We start from the raw sequence: 14,868 nt of genomic DNA, 5'->3' as shown, positions 1-14,868 counted from the left end.
GAAGGGGCGCCGCCCTCCCGCTAGTTCGCCTGCGGCAGCGCGCCAGCCTGCCGCAGCGCGGCGCGGCCGATCTCGAGCCGCTTCGGCCCCTGCTCCATCTTCGGCATGTCCATGTTCATGGCGAAGACATAGCGGTCCTCCCCGCGCGTGACCGAGCCAACCCACCAGCCCACATCGACACCCTCCCGCGCGGACCAGCCGGTCTTGGCCCGCAGCGTGTACGCCGGGGTCTGCTCGATGGTCAGGATGTCATCCAACGCGTCGTAGCTGCGCGCCGAGATGCCCGGCAGCGTGCGCGCCACCACGGCCCGCATGAAGTCGATCTGCTGGTAGGTGGTGATCTTCAGGTGGTTGTTGAGCCAGAACTGGTCCACCGGGCCGCTCACGTCCGCATTGCCGAAGTGGGCCGCGCCGAGGAAGCGGCGGTACTGCTCGGACCCCACACGCCGCGCCAGCGCCTGGTAGGCCGGCACGCACGAGTTCTTCAGTGCCAGCCGCAGCGACACATCGGCATTGCACACCGCCGGCAGGATCGGCTTGCCGTGGTGGGTCCAGACCTTGCCGTCCCAGGGGATCTTGTCGTTGTCCACGTCCGCCACGGCGCCGGTCTCCAGCCCGATCAGCGAATTGAAGATCTTGAAAGTGGAGGCCGGCGAGTAGGCCACGCGGGCGCGCGCCGGGTTGTAGGCGTACAGGCGCGCGGCGCCCACGTCGTAGATCAGCATCGTGCCCTGCGTGCCGGCCGCGTCGAAAAGCGGCTTGAGGTCGAGGTCGAGCGGGGTTTCCTGCTGCGTGTCACGCTGCGCGGCCTTGGCCGCCTGTGCGTGGACCGGGGCGGCAAGCATCAGGGCGGCGGACAGCGCGCCAAGGCAAAGACGGCGGGCAAGGCTGGGAAATCTGTTTGGCATGTTCTGCACCTTTCTGAGGGGAAGATCGAAATGTCATGGGATGACAATCCAGGCCCGGATCGTGGTGCGGAGCATAGGCGCTGATCGCCGGGGCGCCAACCCGGCCGGGTGTAACACGCGTAACATGGCGGGCACGATTCCGCCCCCCGATTCCGCCCCCCATCGCGCCCCTGGTCGTCCCTCAGCCCCCCATGCCCGCCCCGCTCGTCCATATCGACCTGTCCCCGCCATACCGCGTGAACGGCCAGCCCGCGCGCTACCAGTCCGTCTGGCTGCTGGCACGCATCTGGCTGGCCACCGCGCGCGACCATGAAGACCTGCCCGCCGCCGCTGTGCGCGCCCGCTTTGCGGAGGCCGCCGATGTGCGGATGATGGTGTCGCGCGCGTTTGCCGATTTCACGCGCTGGGGCGTACCGGTGGGCTGGGGCGGCGACCCCTCGGCGCCCATCGACCACCTCAGCCCGGCCCGGCGCAGCCGGGGCCCGTTCTGGATGCCACCCGCCAGCGCGCGCCGCCTGCGCTTCGCCGCCGGCGGCAAGGCGCTGGGCGCCGCCGCCGTGGCGCGCTGGCTCGGGCAGCCCACTGCCGATAGCGCTGATGCTGCGCCGCCTGCCGCCGACGATGGCCTCGGCTACGTGATGCGCGACATGGCGTTCTGGAGCCACCTCACCCAGGCCATGCGCGGCGCGCAGGACGGCGTGCCGGGCACGCTCGATGCCGGCGTGGCCGAGTTGTTCCGCGCCGCCCAGCGCAGCGCGGCGGATGACTTCCAGCAGGCGCTGTCGCTGCTCAAGGAGAGCCTGGCGTGGCGCCGCAGCGACCGCCTCGACCAGAGCCGCGCCGCGCTGCGCCGCTTCCACCGCGTGGTGGCGCGGGGCGGCGTCAGCGCGGCCCTGCCCACCTTCGCGGCGATGGGCCACGTGGTGCGCGCGTGGGAACACTACGCGCGCGGCGACCTCGACACCGCACAGGGCGAGCTGGCGCGGCTCAATGCCGATGCCGAGCTGCGCCCGGTGGTGCGCTACAACCCGCGCGTGCGCTTCGAAACGCTGAACCTGGGGGCGCTGGTGCGCAAGAGTCTGGCGCTGCGGCCGGACGACCCCAAGGCCAAACCCGGCAAGGTGGATCGCCACGCCGCCGCGCGCGACGCCCTCCAGGCATTCTCCGGCGCGCTGCAGGCCGGCTACGAGGCCGATTCGGTCGATGCGGTGCAGCACGCCGCCGCCAATATCGGCTGGTCGCTGTGGCTGTTCTGGCAGCACGGGCTGGTCGATGAAGGGCGCGCGCTGGCCGCCGGCGACGTGCAGCGGCAGGCCATGCGCTGGCTGGGCCTGTCCGAATGGATCTGCGACCGCTTTGGCGTGGGCGGCGGCTCGGCCTGGAACACGATCTTCCTGCTGCGCGTGGCACGCGGCACCGCCGATGGGGAGGCCCCCGACAGCGTTGCCGCGTTCCGCAGCCAGCGGCCCCTCACCGTGGCCGCCGCCATCGACGCCCTGCGCCCCTTCCACGCCCCGTTCGCGCCGGCCAAGGGCTTCGTGCGCTGGTCGTCGGTGGCCGCCTTCGCGCTGGAGGAGCACGACGCCGGCCACGTGCGCTACAACGCGCTCCAGCTCGCCAACCTGCTGATGGAATCGGCCTGGTACCTCACCCACGAGCAGGGCGCCACGGCCATCGCCTATACCGCGATGGAGCGGCTGGCGCAGCAGATCGGCGCGCTCAGGCCCGCCGAGCGCGGCTTCTTCCGCGCCGGGCTGCGCGCGTTTCCGCCGGAGTTACGGGCGGCGGCGGCGGAAGCCATGCGCCGCCCGCGCCTTAGCCGCTGAACTGAACCGCCCCCACCGGCAGCGCACGGCGGCGCGGCGCATTGGTCATGTCGGCCACATCGCCGGCCCCGCCCGGCCCGGCAGGCGGAAGAACGCCACCGCCTCGTTGAGCATGCGGCCCTGTTCGTCAAGCGAGCGGGACGCCGTGGCGGCCTCGTGCACGAGGGTGGCGTTCTGCTGGGTAACCTGGTCGATCTGCACGATGGCCTGGTTGACCTGCTCGATGCCCCGGTTCTGTTCGGCGGACGCCGCCGCGATCTCGTTGACGATGCCCGTCACGCGGGCTACCGCCTGGGTCACCTCGCCCATCGTCTTGCCAGCTTCCCCAGCCAGCAAGGCACCTTCGCTCACCTGCGCCACGGAGGCCTCGATCAGCTCCTTGATCTCCTTGGCCGCGCTCGAGGAACGCTGCGCCAGCCCGCGCACCTCGCTGGCCACCACCGCGAAGCCGCGCCCCTGCTCCCCGGCGCGCGCCGCTTCCACGGCCGCGTTGAGCGCCAGGATGTTGGTCTGGAAGGCGATGCCCTCGATGATGCCGGTGATATCGGCAATCTTGGCCGAACTGGCGCTGATGCCGTTCATGGTGTCCACCACGCGGCCCACCGTGCCGCTGCCCTCTTGCGCCACGGTGGCAGCGTTGCGGGCCAGTTCGCTGGCCTGGCGGGCGTTCTCGGTGTTGTGGCGCACCGTGGCGGTCAGTTCCTCCATGCTGGCGGCGGTCTGCTCCAGTGACGCCGCCTGCTCCTCGGTGCGCGCGGACAGGTCCGCGTTGCCGTTGGCGATCTCGCCCGTGGCATCGACGATGCTGGCGCTGCCCTGCCGCACGCGCGCCACGGTTTCGGTCAGGCGGTCGTTCATGTCGCGCAGCGCGCCCAGCAGGCGGCCGGTCTCGTCGTCCGAATTCACCTCGATGTGCATGCCCAGTTCGCCCCGCGCCACGGTGCGCGCCACGTTCACGGCGCGCTGGATCGGGCCGGTGATGGCGCGCGTCAGCAGCAGGCCGCCCATCAGCCCGAACACCACGGCGGCCAGCGAGACCACGATCAGCAGGTTGCGCTGCGTGCCGTAGTCGGCCTCCAGCGCGGCCACCATCTCCTGCTGGCGCTCGTGCGTGAAGGTGGCGTAGGCGTCGGTGGCCTTGACCAGTTCGGCCAGCAGCGGACGGCACTCCGCATTCATCCTGGCGATGGCCGCTTCCTGCTTCTTGTCCAGCGCAAGGCCGACGATGGCTGTCGCCACCGGGCCGTAGCGCGCCTCCACGGCGGCCATGCCGGCGACGAGGCCGCGCGCGGTTTCGCTGACGCCTTCGCGCGACACCATCTCCCTGAGCCTGGTCATGCGCGCCGCCAAGTCGTCATGCGCGCGCAGCACCTCGGCCTTCTCCAGATCGAGGTCTGCCTGCGTCGTCACCAGCACCAGGTTGCGCGCGGCAATCGCGCGGCGGTCCACGGCGGAGCGCACTTGAGCGGCCACCTCGGCACGCGCGTTGAGGCCATCGACATAGGACTTGAAGCCGCTGGTGGCACGGTGCAGCGCGTACAGCGACAGCCCCGACACCAGCAGCACGACCAGCGCCAGCATGCCAAAGCCGGCCACGAGCTTGGTCTTGATAGAAAGATTGCGAAAGCTCACGGTGATCCCCCTTTTCCCGAAGGCTTGCCCGCAGGCATGCCGGATTGCGCGTCACGCACACGCGTGACGGCCGAATCGCTGAGAGCCCGTTCCCCACTCGCTGGCACATCGCGATATGACTGACTCTGCCCTTGCTGGCGCGCTCGCGATTTGGCGCGCGTACGCGCCGTGCTCTGTCTAGTGCGTGGGCTAACGGCAGGCCGTGGAAAGCTTTACCCCTACTGGAGTAGGGCTACCCGCAAGGAGGGAATGGTTAACCCGGGCGAAGTGATGAGGCCGCCGGTTTTCGGTGCAACGCCGCCTCCGGATAGTGTCCATTTTAAAGTTGCATCTGTTATGCATGTTTTATAGAATCGAGCCATCGCGGCGTTCGGCCGCGTATTCAAGCGAGCAACGATGTCCGTCCTGCTGCCGATCTCCTCCCCCTCCCGTCCCGACGCCGGCTATCGCGGACTGCCCGTCTTCGCACTCGGCTTCCGCCCCTTCTATCTGCTTGCCGCGGCCTTTGGCGCGCTGGCCGTGCCGGCCTGGGTGGCGCTCTACCTCGGCTGGTGGCAGCCCGCCGCGCAGCCGTGGATGGGCACCATGGCCTGGCACGCGCACGAGATGGTGTTCGGCTTCGCGGCGGCGGTGGTGGTGGGCTTCCTGTTCACCGCCGGCAAGAACTGGACGGGCCTGCAAACCCCGCAGGGCACCTGGCTGGCCACGCTGGCCGGCACGTGGCTGGCGGCACGCATCCTGATGTGGGCCGGGCCGGCCTGGGCGGCCATCGCCGTGGATGTGGCGTTCCTGCCGCTGTGCAGCTTCAGCTTCTATCGCCTGCTGCGCCGGGCCAGGAACCAGCGCAACATGGGCCTCGCCATCGCACTGGGGGCGCTGGGCGCGCTGAACCTTGCCTTCGACCTCGCCGTGGCCAGCGGCCATCCCGGGCTGGCATTTCAGATGGCCGATGCGGCCACCGGGCTGGTCATCGTCTTCGTCACGGTGATCGGCGGCCGGGTGATTCCGATGTTCACCGCCAACGGCGTGCCCGGCGTGCGCATCCGCCGGGTGGCGACCGTGGAGCGCGCCGTCATCGCGCTGACCCTGCTCGCCGTCGCGGCTCATGCTTCGATGGTGTCGCCGCTGGCCACCACGCTGCTGGCGCTCGGCGCGGCGGCGGCGCATGGCATCCGGCTGGCCGGCTGGGACCCCCTGCGCACCTGGCGCAAGCCCATCGTCGCCATCCTCCACCTGGCCTATGCCTTCCTGCCGATTGGCTTCCTGCTGATAGCCGGCGCCGCGCTGGGCTGGCTGGACCGCTCCACCGCGCTCCACGCGCTGACCGTGGGCGTGATTGGCTGCGCCATCATGGCCATGATCACCCGCACCGCGCTCGGCCATACCGGCCGGCGGCTGGAAACCGGCCATCTGGAACACTTGGCGTACGCTTGCATCGTGCTGTCCGCGCTGGTCCGGGTGGCGCTGCCGGTCTGGCTGCCCGCGCTCAAGGCGCAGGCGGTGGCCGGGGCCGGCGCGCTCTGGGCGGCGGCGTTCCTGTGCTACCTCGTCAAATACACGCCCTACCTGTTGCGGGTGCGCGTCGACGGCAGGGACGGCTGATTTGAGGCTCCCGACGGACGTGATACGATGACCGACAACTGGGATGTCACCCGACGCCCCAGCCAATCCATCACCGTTCCTCCAACAAAAAACGGGAGACATCGATGTTCAAATTCGCCGCAGCCCTTGGCGCCGCCGTGTTGTTTGCATCGGCCAGCGTGCCTGCCATGGCCCAGTCCGCGGACGTGCAGTCCGTCACCACCTCCGCCGAAAAGCTCCGCGTCGCCATGGTCGATCCCGACCAGGCCGCGCTTTCCGCGCTGGTTGCCGAGTCGCTGACCTATGGCCATTCGGGCGGCCGCCTCGACACCAAGGCCAGCTTCATCGGCGACCTGCTCGAGAAGAAGTCCGATTTCGTGTCGATCGCCATCACCGACCAGACCGTGTCCGTCTCGGGCGACGTGGCCGTGATCCGCCACACGCTGTCTGGCGAGACGCTGGACAGCGGCAAGCCCGGCACGGTGAACCTGAAAGTGCTCCAGGTCTGGCAAAAGCAGGGCGGCGCCTGGAAGCTGCTGGCGCGGCAGGCGGTCAAGGCCTGAGGTCGAGCGCTGCCTCCCCTCCCGGACGTTATATGACGTCCTATGTTTTGAATGCCTCCTTCGGGAGGCATTTTCATTGGAGCGCATCGTATGATGACGGCTTTTCCGGTCGATGTTCCCGCGAGGTTGGCTATGCCTATCACCTATCTGCGCAGTCTCACGGCACGCCAGCGCACTGCCCACGCCAACCGGCAACTGGCCGGTTTCCTGTGCTTCGTGGCGGGCGCGGCCAATGCGGGCGGGTTCCTCGCGGTCAAGCAGTACACCTCGCATATGTCCGGCATCGTCTCGGCGATGGCCGACGATCTTGTACTCGGCAACATCGCCCTGCTGCTCCAGGGCCTGGGCGCCTTCCTCTCCTTCCTGCTTGGCGCGGCCTGCTCCGCCATCACCATCAACTGGGCCCGGCGCAACAGCCTGCGCAGCGAATACGCGCTGCCGCTGGTGCTGGAAGCCGGCCTGCTGCTCTGCTTCGGGCTGATGGGCGCGCAACTGGGCCTGAAACAGTGGCTGTTCGTGCCGGCCACGGTGATGTTGCTGTGCTTCATGATGGGCCTGCAGAACGCGATGATCACCAAGGTTTCCAATGCCGAGATCCGCACCACGCACGTCACCGGCATGGTCACGGACATCGGCATCGAACTGGGCAAGCTGTGCTACTGGAACTGGGCGCCGCCGCTGGGCAACCGGCGGCCCGTCACAGCCAACCACACCAAGCTGCGCATGCTCTCCCTGCTGGTGGGACTGTTCTTCGGCGGTGGCGTGGTGGGGGCGCTGGCGTTCAACGGCATCGGCTACGCGGCCACGATTCCGCTGGCGGCGTTGCTGCTGCTGGTGGCGCTGGTGCCGGTGCTTGACGACGTGCTGCCGCGTCTCTTTCTCCTGATGCGCGCGCGGCGGCTGGCGCGGCGCAGCCGCCGCTGGGGCCGCCGGCGCTAGGCGAACCACCCGCCCGCAGGCCCGTCAGCCACCCTAAGCGCGCGCCGCGCGCCGCACCGCCTGCGGCGGCAGGCCGAAACCGCGCACGAAGGCCTCACGCATATGCCGGCGGTCCCGGAAGCCGGTTTCGCGCGCCACCACGTCCAGCGGGTGGCGGCTCTGTTCGATCATCAGCCGCGCCGCTTCCAGCCGCAGGCTTTCGATCGCCTTGGCCGGCGATTGCCCGGTCTCCGCCGTAAAGATCCGGCTGAACTGGCGCGGGCTCAGGTGCACCGTCTGCGCGAGTTCCTCCACCGTCAGCGGCTGGTTCAGGTGCTTGCGCGCGTGGTCGATGGCGCGCTGGATGCGGTCTGACTTCGGCGCCATGTCCAGCAGCTCCGAGTGCTGCGACTGCCCGCCCGCGCGCCGCTGCACCATCACCAGCTTGTGCGCGAGGGACCGCGCCGCGTCCGCGCCAAGATCCTTCTCGACCAGCGCCAGCGCGAGGTCAAATCCGGCCGTCATGCCCGCCGAGGTCCAGATCGGGCCATCGACGATATAGATGCGGTCGTCCTCCACGCGGATGTCCGGGTGCTGCTGCTGCATCGCCCGCGCGTACGCCCAGTGCGTGGTGGCGCGCCGGCCTGCCAACAGCCCCGCCTCGGCCAGCACGAAGGCGCCGGTGCATATCGACGCCGCCCGCCGTGCGCGCGGCGCCGCGCGGCGCACGAAGTCCAGATGCGCCGCCGGCGTCGGCGTGGCCACCGGGTCCCCCACGCCGACGATGATCCACGTATCCACCGCCGTGCGCGGGCCGGCGGCGCGCGTCTCCACATGCATGCCCAGCGAGGAGGCCACCGGCCCGCCTTCCACCGAGTAGTTGTCGATGGCGTAGAACGGCTCGCCCGCCACCATGTTGGCGTACTCGAACACGCTCTGCGTGGCCAGCGCCATCACCTGGAAGCCATCCAGCAACAGAAATCCGATGCGATGCATTGATCACTCCGCTACCCGCCGTGGGGTCATGTCCTGAATCCGTACCATAAACGTCATTTCGGCCATCGTCAAACGTCCCTACGATGGCATCCATGGATTCGACGAATCCGATCCGACAACACGAACCGATTCAACAGGAGCATCACCATGGCAATCATCCCGACCCCTCCCCTCGGCACGGCCCTGATCACGGGCGCTTCCACCGGCATTGGCGCGCTCTACGCGGAGCGGCTGGCGCGGCGCGGCTACAACCTGATCCTGGTGGCCCGCAACCGCGAGAAGCTGAACGCGCTGGCCGCGCGCATCACGGACGAGACGCGCCGCGAAGTGGAAGTGCTGGTGGCGGACCTGAACGACCGCGCCTCGCTGGCGACGGTGGAAGACAAGCTGCGCCAGGACGCCAGCATCACGCTGCTGGTGAACAACGCCGGCGTCGGCACGCACACGCCGCTGCTGGAGAGCGATGTGGCCAACATGACGCGGATGGTTGACCTGAACGTGACCGCCCTGACGCGCCTCACCTACGCCGCCGTGCCGGGCTTCGTGGCACGCGGGCAGGGGTCGATCATCAATATCGCGTCGATCGTGGCGGTGGCGCCGGAGATCCTCAACGGGGTCTATGGGGCGAGCAAGGCGTACGTGCTGGCGCTCAGCCAGTCGCTCCATCACGAGCTGAAGGACCAGGGCGTGCGCGTGCAGGCGGTGCTGCCGGGCGCCACGGCGACCGATTTCTGGGCGATTGGCGGCCTGCCGGTAGAGCACCTCGACCCCGCCATCGTGATGCCGGCGGCGGCCATGGTGGATGCGGCGCTGGCCGGCTTCGACCAGGGCGAGCTGGTCACGATCCCGTCGCTGCACGCCATCGAGACGTGGCAGGCCTATGAAAGCGCGCGCCAGTCGATGATGGGCCAGCTGTCCCGCAACGAGCCGGCCCCGCGTTACGCCACAGCGGGGTAACGGCTAGCGCAGCCCAAGCGAATCAAGCGTCTCTCGCAGGCCCAGCAGCTCGACCATGGTCGCGCCCTGGGCCAGCCGCTCGCGCATCTGCGCCTCCTTCTGCTCGCGCGCCGCGCTGGCGGCGATGACCTCGGGCACCTCGTCCGCTGCCACGATGACGAGGCCATCGCGGTCTCCCACCACGATGTCACCGGGCCGCACCACCGCCCCGCCCAGGACCAGCGGCAGGTTCAGCTTGCCCGGCTGGTGCTTGTTGGTGCCGCGAATGCTGAGGCCCCGGCAGAACACCGCGAAGCCCATCTCGACGATTTGCGAGGCATCGCGCACCGCCCCGTCGATGACCAGCCCGGCGATGCCGATCTGCTGCGCCGCGAAGGTCAGCACATCGCCCCACGGGCCGGCATCGACGAACGCCTTGGCGTCCACGACGAGCACATCGCCCGGGCGCGCCTTGGTCAGCGCGTAGTGAATCATCAGGTTGTCGCCGGGGCGGATGTCCACGGTCAGCGCCGGGCCGGCCAGCCGCATGGACGGGTCCAGCGGCGCGATGCGCGGGTCCACGGCGCCCCGCTGGCCCTGTGCCTCGTGAATCGTGGCGGTGCCCAGGCGCTTGAGCTGGTCCAGCTGGGCGGCGGTGATCGAAATTGTCATGGTGAGCGGCGATGGATGTCAGTCAACGGTCGCGCCGGAGCGCTTGACCAGGGATTCCCAGTACGGCAGTTCCTTGCCGATAGAGGCGCGGAACTGGGCCGGCGTGCCGCGCACATCGCCCGAGCCCATCTCGGCCAGCTTGGCGGCGACGTCCGGCTCGCCGAGCACGGCGTTGAGGTCGTCGCTCAGGCGCTGCACCAGCGGCGCGGGCGTCTCCGCGGGCACAAACAGGCCGTACCAGTTCTCGATCACGAAGCCCGGGAAGCCGGCCTCCTGCATGGTCGGCAGGTCAGGCAGCGCGCGGGCGCGCTTCGCGCCCGTGGTGGCCAGTGGCCGCACGCGGCCGGACTTGAGCTGCGGCGCCAGCGCCGTGGTGGTCTCGAAGGCAATCGGCACCTGCCCCGCCAGCACATCGCTCAGCGCCGGCCCCTGGCCGCGATACGGCACGTGGATCAGGTCCAGATGGCGCTCCAGCTTCAGCAGTTCGCCCGCGAGATGCTGCGGGCTGCCGCTGCCGCCCGAGGCGTAGCTGTACTTGCCCGGCGACGCCTTGACCAGATCCACCAGTTGCCCGACGTTGCTGGCCGGCAGCGCCGTGTTGACGTAGAGCACCAGCGGCACGGACGCCACCTCGCCCACCGGGGCCAGCGCGCGGGTGGGGTCCAGCTTGAGCTTGTACAGGCTGCGATTGATGACGATGCCGGTGTTGTTGCCGAGCAGCGCCGTGCAGCCATCGCCCTTGGCGCGGCCCACGAACTCGGTGCCGATATTGCTGCTGGCGCCGCCCCGGTTGTCCACGATCACCGGCACGCCAAGGCGCTTCGACAAGCCGGGCGCGACGATGCGCGCGAGGATGTCCGTGGTGCCGCCCGGCGGGTAGGGCGAGACGACGCGCAGCGTGGTGCAGGGGTAGGCGGGGGTATCGGCAGCGGCGAGGGCGGTGGATTGCACGCCGGCGAAGGCGGCAGCAAAGGTCGCGGCCAGCGCGAATCCGTACGCCGCGCGCCGGCGCCCATTGGTCTGCGGGGAGGGGAATGCCATGTCTGTCTCCATCTCTATTTATAGTGAGCGAGGGGCCGGGCAGCCCCTTCGCCACGCCGGGCTCAGTGGCCGGCGCGTTGCAGCGTGTGATAGCCGAACTGGCGACGGGCGTCGCGCAGCGCCATGCCTTCCAGCGCGGCGCCGAGAATCTGGTCCTCCACGTCACGCGTGCGCAGCGCGCGTTCGAACACCTCCTGCGCGCGGGCCTGCGGCACCACCACCACGCCGTCCGGGTCCGCCACGATGAAGTCGCCGCTGGCCACGCGCACGTCGCCCAGGCTGACCGGCTGCTCCACGGCCTGCACCTGCACGCGGTCCTTGCCGGTGCGCATGAAGCGGCCGCGCGCATAGAGCGGATAGCCGGCCGCGTCGGCCTCGGAGGTGTCCCGGCAGACGCCGTGGATCACCGTGCCGCCCACCCCGCGATGCGCCGCCAGCCGGCTCATGATGCCGCCCCAGACCGTGCAGTCCACGCGGCCCGCGTTGTCCAGCACGGCCACCGCGCCCTGCGGAATGTCATCGAGGAAATCGCCCACGGTGCCGGGCGTGGCCAGGTCCACCGGCACGAAGGCCACGGTGAAGGCCGGGCCGAACACCTGCGGCTGGCCGGCGATGTGCTGGATGCCCAGCGCGCTGCCGGGCAGGCGGAAATAGTCGAGGGCATCCGAGATCTCGGCGGTCGAGAGCTGGCGGGCACGGGCCAGCCAGTCGGCCTGGCCGGGTTGGGAGGTGTCGGGGGTGTCGCTCATCGTGCTGCGTCTCCTGCTGCTTTTCTCTACGGATGCACGCAGTTTCAAGTAAAGTCCTATCGAGATCAAACATCGAAAAATGGACTCGACCTCAATAAAAATGAACTTACGGCAGCTGCGCTATTTTTGCGAGGTGGTCGATGCGGGCAGCGCGGCGGAAGCCGCCAACCGGCTGTTCGTGGCGCCCACGGCCATCAGCATGCAGCTGGGGCAGCTGGAATCCCTGCTCGGCGCGCCCGTGTTCGACCGCTCCCGCCGCCCGATGACGCTGACCGCCACCGGCCAGTTTCTCTATCCGCGCGCCAAGGACCTGCTCTCGCAGATGCGCCGGCTGGACGAGGAGGCGCGCGCCATCGCCGCCGGCAACCTGGGCTGGCTCGGCATCGGCTTTACGCGTTCGGCCATCTTCTCGATCCTGCCGGCAGCGGTGCAGCGCTTTCGGGAACAGCATCCGGATGTGCACTTGGATCCACTCGAACTGCTGTCCGAGCATCAGCCGGCACAACTGCGGCGCGGGCGTATCGACGTGGGCATCTCGCGCTATGTGGGCGAATTCGAGCGGCCTGCCGACCTGCACTACACCACGCTGTTCGAAGACCCCTTCGTGGCCGCCGTGCCGTTGCAGAGCCCGCTGGCGCAGCGCCGCGCCATTGCCGCGCGCGAGCTGGACGCGCTGCCGCTGATCCAGTACCCGAAAGACCCGCAGAGCGGGTTCGCCAGCCATATGGTGACGGCACTGCGCGACGCCGGCGCCCATCCCACGCCAGGACATGAGGCCATCGAGATCCATACCGCGCTGGGGCTGGTGGCAGCCGGGCTCGGCTTCACGCTGGTAGGGGCGTCGGTGGCGGCGCCGAACCGCACCGACGTCGCCTTCGTGCCGATCGACGATCTCCGCGTGCGCGCCACGCTGGTGGCCGTGACCCGCGCCGGGACACCGAGCCCGGTGATCGACGCCTTCGTGGCCGCGCTCGCCGCCAGCCGGCCCGCCTAGACCATCACGACAATCTTGCCGAACTGGGCGTTGGACTCCAGGTAGCGGTGCGCGTCGACGATGTCGTCGAAGGCGAAGGTGCGCGCGATGACCGGCGCCAGCGACCCATCGCGTACGCCGTCGAGGATGAACGTCTTGGCCGCCGCCAGCTTTGCGGGGTCGCCGGTCACCTCGTGAACGAGGTAGCCGCGCAGCGTCAGCCGCTTGCCGAGGACGGCGGGCAGGGGAAACGGCGTGGGCGCGGGGTCCAGCCCGCCGTATTCGATCAGGATGCCGCCCGGCGCCATGGCGGCGGTGAGCGGCGTGAACAGCGGGCCGCCGATCGGATCGAACACCACGCGCGCGCCCTGGCCCCCGGTGATGGCGTCGATGCGCGCGGCCAGATCCTCTTCCTCCGATGCCACGACGTGGGCGGCGCCCTGCGCCCGCAGCGCCTCGCCCTTGGCGGCGCGGCGCGTGACGGCAATCGGCGTGGCACCGACGCGGTTGGCGATCTGGATGGCGGCCAGGCCCACGCTGCTCGAGGCGGCCGTCACCACGACGAAGTCCCCCCGGCCCAGCCCGGCGATGTCGATCAGCGCGCCGTAGGCGGTGAGGTATGGCATCCACAGGGCGGCGGCTTGGGCCCAGCCCTGTGTCTCGGGATGGCGGACCACTGCTGCGGCCGGCATCGTGATGATTTCCCCGTAGGTCGGCCAGCGCGCCATCGAGATTGGCGGGATCACGCTGACCGCGTCCCCGACTGCCACCTCGCTCACGCCCTCCCCCGCCGCCGCAATGATCCCCGCCGCCTCAAGCCCCAGCCCGGACGGCAGCGGCGGCGTCTCTATATAGGTACCGGCGCGCATCAGCGCCTCGGCCCGGTTCAGCCCGAGCGCCTTGACCCGGATCTGCACCTCGCCGCGCGCGGGCGGGGGCACCTCGATGTCCTCGATCCGGAGCACCTCCGGGCCGCCGCGTTCATGGAAACGGATTACGCGTGCCATCACTCGCCTCATTCGTCTTGATTGGGAACGAATACACTATGACAGGCCGCCTATCCGCGATAAATGGCCGGTTTTCCAGAACACTGATAACCAGGAGTTTCCAATATGGACCGACTGACGAGCATGGCCGTGTTTGTGAAGGCGGTGGATCTCGGCTCCTTCTCGGCGGCCGCCGATGCGCTCGAGCTATCGGGACCGATGGTCGGCAAGCATGTACGGTTTCTTGAGGAACGCCTGGGCGTGCGGCTGATTACCCGCACCACGCGGCGCCAGAGCCTGACCGAGTTCGGCCGCGAGTATTACGACCGCTGTCGCGTGGTGTTGGCGGAGGCGGAGGCCGCTGACGCCCTGGCCGCCGATCATGCCGACCAGCAGGCCGCACCGCGCGGCCGGCTGCGCGTGGCCGTGCCGGTGCACTTCGGCCGGCGCTGCGTGGCGCCGGTGCTGCTGGCGCTGACGCGGCAATATCCCGGGCTCGAACTCGACCTGTCCTTCAGCGACCGTTTCTCGGACTTGATCGAAGATGGCTTCGACCTGGCCATCCGCACCGGAGAGCCGGACGACAAGGCCGGCGTGGTGGCCCGCCGCGTGGCACGGCAGATCATGATTGTGTGCGCGTCGCCCGGCTATCTGGCGGAGGCCGGCACGCCGCTCGGGATCGATGACCTCGCGCAGCATCGCGCCGTGGTCTACCGGCGCTCGGGGCGCATCCGCCCGTGGCAGTTGCCGGGCGACGATGGCACGCCGGTGCCGGTCCTGCCCGCCCACACGGTGCGGATGGACGATCTCGACGCCCTCGCGGACGCCGCCGCGATGGGCCTCGGCCTGGCGTGGCTGCCGTACTGGCTGGTGCGGGATCGGATTCAGGCGGGAACGCTGGTCCGCCTGCTGCCTCAGCGCCCCGGCTTTCCCTACGATGCCTACGCGCTGTGGCCCCACATGCCGCACACGCCCCATCTGCCGCGCAAGGTGCGCGTCGCCGTGGATGCGCTGGCCGCCGAACTGCCGCGCATGATGGCGTGAAACCACGATGACATCGGCCAGACTTTATTAGAGGTTCAAGTGC

The 14,868-nt window shown here is 69.6% G+C and carries 13 protein-coding genes and 1 pseudogene; 7 read left to right on the top strand and 7 right to left on the bottom strand.

The window, feature by feature from the left end; genetic code table 11:
• Positions 1 to 20: 20 nt before the first annotated feature.
• Positions 21 to 908: an OXA-1206 family carbapenem-hydrolyzing class D beta-lactamase gene (blaOXA, locus tag AB4120_RS08365; RefSeq protein WP_149138746.1), complete on the bottom strand. Its 888-nt coding sequence runs from the start codon at positions 906 to 908 to the stop codon at positions 21 to 23.
• Between the two features lie 191 nt (positions 909 to 1,099).
• Here blaOXA and AB4120_RS08360 point away from each other — a divergent pair, with 191 nt between their 5' ends.
• A complete protein-coding gene (locus tag AB4120_RS08360; protein WP_149138745.1) occupies positions 1,100 to 2,734 on the top strand; it encodes a hypothetical protein in 1,635 nt (544 codons plus the stop codon).
• Positions 2,735 to 2,779: 45 nt separating this feature from the next.
• On the opposite strand, the gene AB4120_RS08355 is transcribed toward AB4120_RS08360, so the two are convergent.
• Positions 2,780 to 4,366, bottom strand: a complete 1,587-nt coding sequence (locus AB4120_RS08355) for a methyl-accepting chemotaxis protein (protein ID WP_149138744.1) — start codon at positions 4,364 to 4,366, stop codon at positions 2,780 to 2,782.
• A gap of 396 nt (positions 4,367 to 4,762) precedes the next feature.
• On the opposite strand from AB4120_RS08355, the gene AB4120_RS08350 reads away from it, so the two are divergent.
• The 3 genes and pseudogenes from AB4120_RS08350 to AB4120_RS08340 form a co-directional block, all read left to right on the top strand.
• Complete coding sequence (locus tag AB4120_RS08350) at positions 4,763 to 5,968, top strand: NnrS family protein (protein WP_149138743.1); 1,206 nt, start codon at positions 4,763 to 4,765, stop codon at positions 5,966 to 5,968.
• Positions 5,969 to 6,072: 104 nt separating this feature from the next.
• On the top strand, positions 6,073 to 6,510 hold the full coding sequence (locus tag AB4120_RS08345) for a nuclear transport factor 2 family protein (RefSeq protein WP_149138742.1): 438 nt from the start codon (positions 6,073 to 6,075) through the stop codon (positions 6,508 to 6,510).
• Positions 6,511 to 6,642: 132 nt separating this feature from the next.
• Positions 6,643 to 7,440 (top strand): annotated as a pseudogene (locus AB4120_RS08340) (YoaK family protein); the annotation flags it as partial.
• Between the two features lie 42 nt (positions 7,441 to 7,482).
• On the opposite strand, the gene AB4120_RS08335 reads toward AB4120_RS08340, so the two are convergent.
• Positions 7,483 to 8,424 carry a GlxA family transcriptional regulator gene (locus AB4120_RS08335; RefSeq protein WP_149138740.1) on the bottom strand — a complete coding sequence of 314 codons (942 nt, stop codon included), beginning with the start codon at positions 8,422 to 8,424 and terminating at the stop codon, positions 7,483 to 7,485.
• 147 nt (positions 8,425 to 8,571) lie between these two features.
• Here AB4120_RS08335 and AB4120_RS08330 point away from each other — a divergent pair, with 147 nt between their 5' ends.
• On the top strand, positions 8,572 to 9,381 hold the full coding sequence (locus tag AB4120_RS08330; protein ID WP_441642137.1) for an SDR family NAD(P)-dependent oxidoreductase: 810 nt from the start codon (positions 8,572 to 8,574) through the stop codon (positions 9,379 to 9,381).
• Positions 9,382 to 9,384: 3 nt separating this feature from the next.
• Here AB4120_RS08330 and AB4120_RS08325 read toward each other — a convergent pair whose 3' ends face one another.
• The 3 genes from AB4120_RS08325 to AB4120_RS08315 all read right to left on the bottom strand — a co-directional run bounded on the left by AB4120_RS08325 (position 9,385) and on the right by AB4120_RS08315 (position 11,822).
• Positions 9,385 to 10,032 (bottom strand): 4-carboxy-4-hydroxy-2-oxoadipate aldolase/oxaloacetate decarboxylase, encoded by a 648-nt coding sequence (locus tag AB4120_RS08325; RefSeq protein WP_149138738.1) that lies wholly within the window; start codon positions 10,030 to 10,032, stop codon positions 9,385 to 9,387.
• An 18-nt stretch (positions 10,033 to 10,050) separates the two neighbouring features.
• On the bottom strand, positions 10,051 to 11,073 hold the full coding sequence (locus AB4120_RS08320; protein WP_149138737.1) for a Bug family tripartite tricarboxylate transporter substrate binding protein: 1,023 nt from the start codon (positions 11,071 to 11,073) through the stop codon (positions 10,051 to 10,053).
• Positions 11,074 to 11,135: 62 nt separating this feature from the next.
• The gene (locus AB4120_RS08315; RefSeq protein WP_149138736.1) at positions 11,136 to 11,822 is read right to left on the bottom strand and encodes an RraA family protein; all 687 of its coding nucleotides are present in this window, start codon (positions 11,820 to 11,822) and stop codon (positions 11,136 to 11,138) included.
• Between the two features lie 100 nt (positions 11,823 to 11,922).
• Between AB4120_RS08315 and AB4120_RS08310 the strand changes: the two genes are divergently transcribed.
• Positions 11,923 to 12,816 carry a LysR family transcriptional regulator gene (locus tag AB4120_RS08310; RefSeq protein WP_149138735.1) on the top strand — a complete coding sequence of 298 codons (894 nt, stop codon included), beginning with the start codon at positions 11,923 to 11,925 and terminating at the stop codon, positions 12,814 to 12,816.
• On the opposite strand, the gene AB4120_RS08305 is transcribed toward AB4120_RS08310, so the two are convergent.
• Positions 12,813 to 13,802, bottom strand: coding sequence for a zinc-dependent alcohol dehydrogenase family protein (locus AB4120_RS08305; protein ID WP_149138734.1), 990 nt, complete (start codon positions 13,800 to 13,802; stop codon positions 12,813 to 12,815). The two genes, AB4120_RS08310 and AB4120_RS08305, sit on opposite strands and share 4 nt — an antisense overlap.
• Positions 13,803 to 13,907: 105 nt before the next feature.
• Between AB4120_RS08305 and AB4120_RS08300 the strand changes: the two genes are divergently transcribed.
• Positions 13,908 to 14,825 carry a LysR family transcriptional regulator gene (locus AB4120_RS08300; protein ID WP_149138733.1) on the top strand — a complete coding sequence of 306 codons (918 nt, stop codon included), beginning with the start codon at positions 13,908 to 13,910 and terminating at the stop codon, positions 14,823 to 14,825.
• The last annotated feature ends 43 nt before the right edge of the window (positions 14,826 to 14,868 follow it).

The sequence above is a fragment of the Cupriavidus sp. 2KB_3 genome (assembly GCF_052115685.1).
Taxonomy (GTDB): domain Bacteria; phylum Pseudomonadota; class Gammaproteobacteria; order Burkholderiales; family Burkholderiaceae; genus Cupriavidus; species Cupriavidus campinensis.
This window is presented reverse-complemented; position numbering and strand designations above follow the sequence as displayed.

What these genes read in the sequence shown, in the direction of transcription:
- blaOXA (WP_149138746.1), bottom strand. Translation starts at nt 908, where the DNA reads ATGCCAAACAGATTTCCCAGCCTTGCCCGCCGTCTTTGCCTTGGCGCG.
- AB4120_RS08360 (WP_149138745.1), top strand. Translation starts at nt 1,100, where the DNA reads ATGCCCGCCCCGCTCGTCCATATCGACCTGTCCCCGCCATACCGCGTG.
- AB4120_RS08350 (WP_149138743.1), top strand. Translation starts at nt 4,763, where the DNA reads ATGTCCGTCCTGCTGCCGATCTCCTCCCCCTCCCGTCCCGACGCCGGC.
- AB4120_RS08345 (WP_149138742.1), top strand. Translation starts at nt 6,073, where the DNA reads ATGTTCAAATTCGCCGCAGCCCTTGGCGCCGCCGTGTTGTTTGCATCG.
- AB4120_RS08335 (WP_149138740.1), bottom strand. Translation starts at nt 8,424, where the DNA reads ATGCATCGCATCGGATTTCTGTTGCTGGATGGCTTCCAGGTGATGGCG.
- AB4120_RS08330 (WP_441642137.1), top strand. Translation starts at nt 8,572, where the DNA reads ATGGCAATCATCCCGACCCCTCCCCTCGGCACGGCCCTGATCACGGGC.
- AB4120_RS08325 (WP_149138738.1), bottom strand. Translation starts at nt 10,032, where the DNA reads ATGACAATTTCGATCACCGCCGCCCAGCTGGACCAGCTCAAGCGCCTG.
- AB4120_RS08320 (WP_149138737.1), bottom strand. Translation starts at nt 11,073, where the DNA reads ATGGCATTCCCCTCCCCGCAGACCAATGGGCGCCGGCGCGCGGCGTAC.
- AB4120_RS08315 (WP_149138736.1), bottom strand. Translation starts at nt 11,822, where the DNA reads ATGAGCGACACCCCCGACACCTCCCAACCCGGCCAGGCCGACTGGCTG.
- AB4120_RS08310 (WP_149138735.1), top strand. Translation starts at nt 11,923, where the DNA reads ATGAACTTACGGCAGCTGCGCTATTTTTGCGAGGTGGTCGATGCGGGC.
- AB4120_RS08305 (WP_149138734.1), bottom strand. Translation starts at nt 13,802, where the DNA reads ATGGCACGCGTAATCCGTTTCCATGAACGCGGCGGCCCGGAGGTGCTC.
- AB4120_RS08300 (WP_149138733.1), top strand. Translation starts at nt 13,908, where the DNA reads ATGGACCGACTGACGAGCATGGCCGTGTTTGTGAAGGCGGTGGATCTC.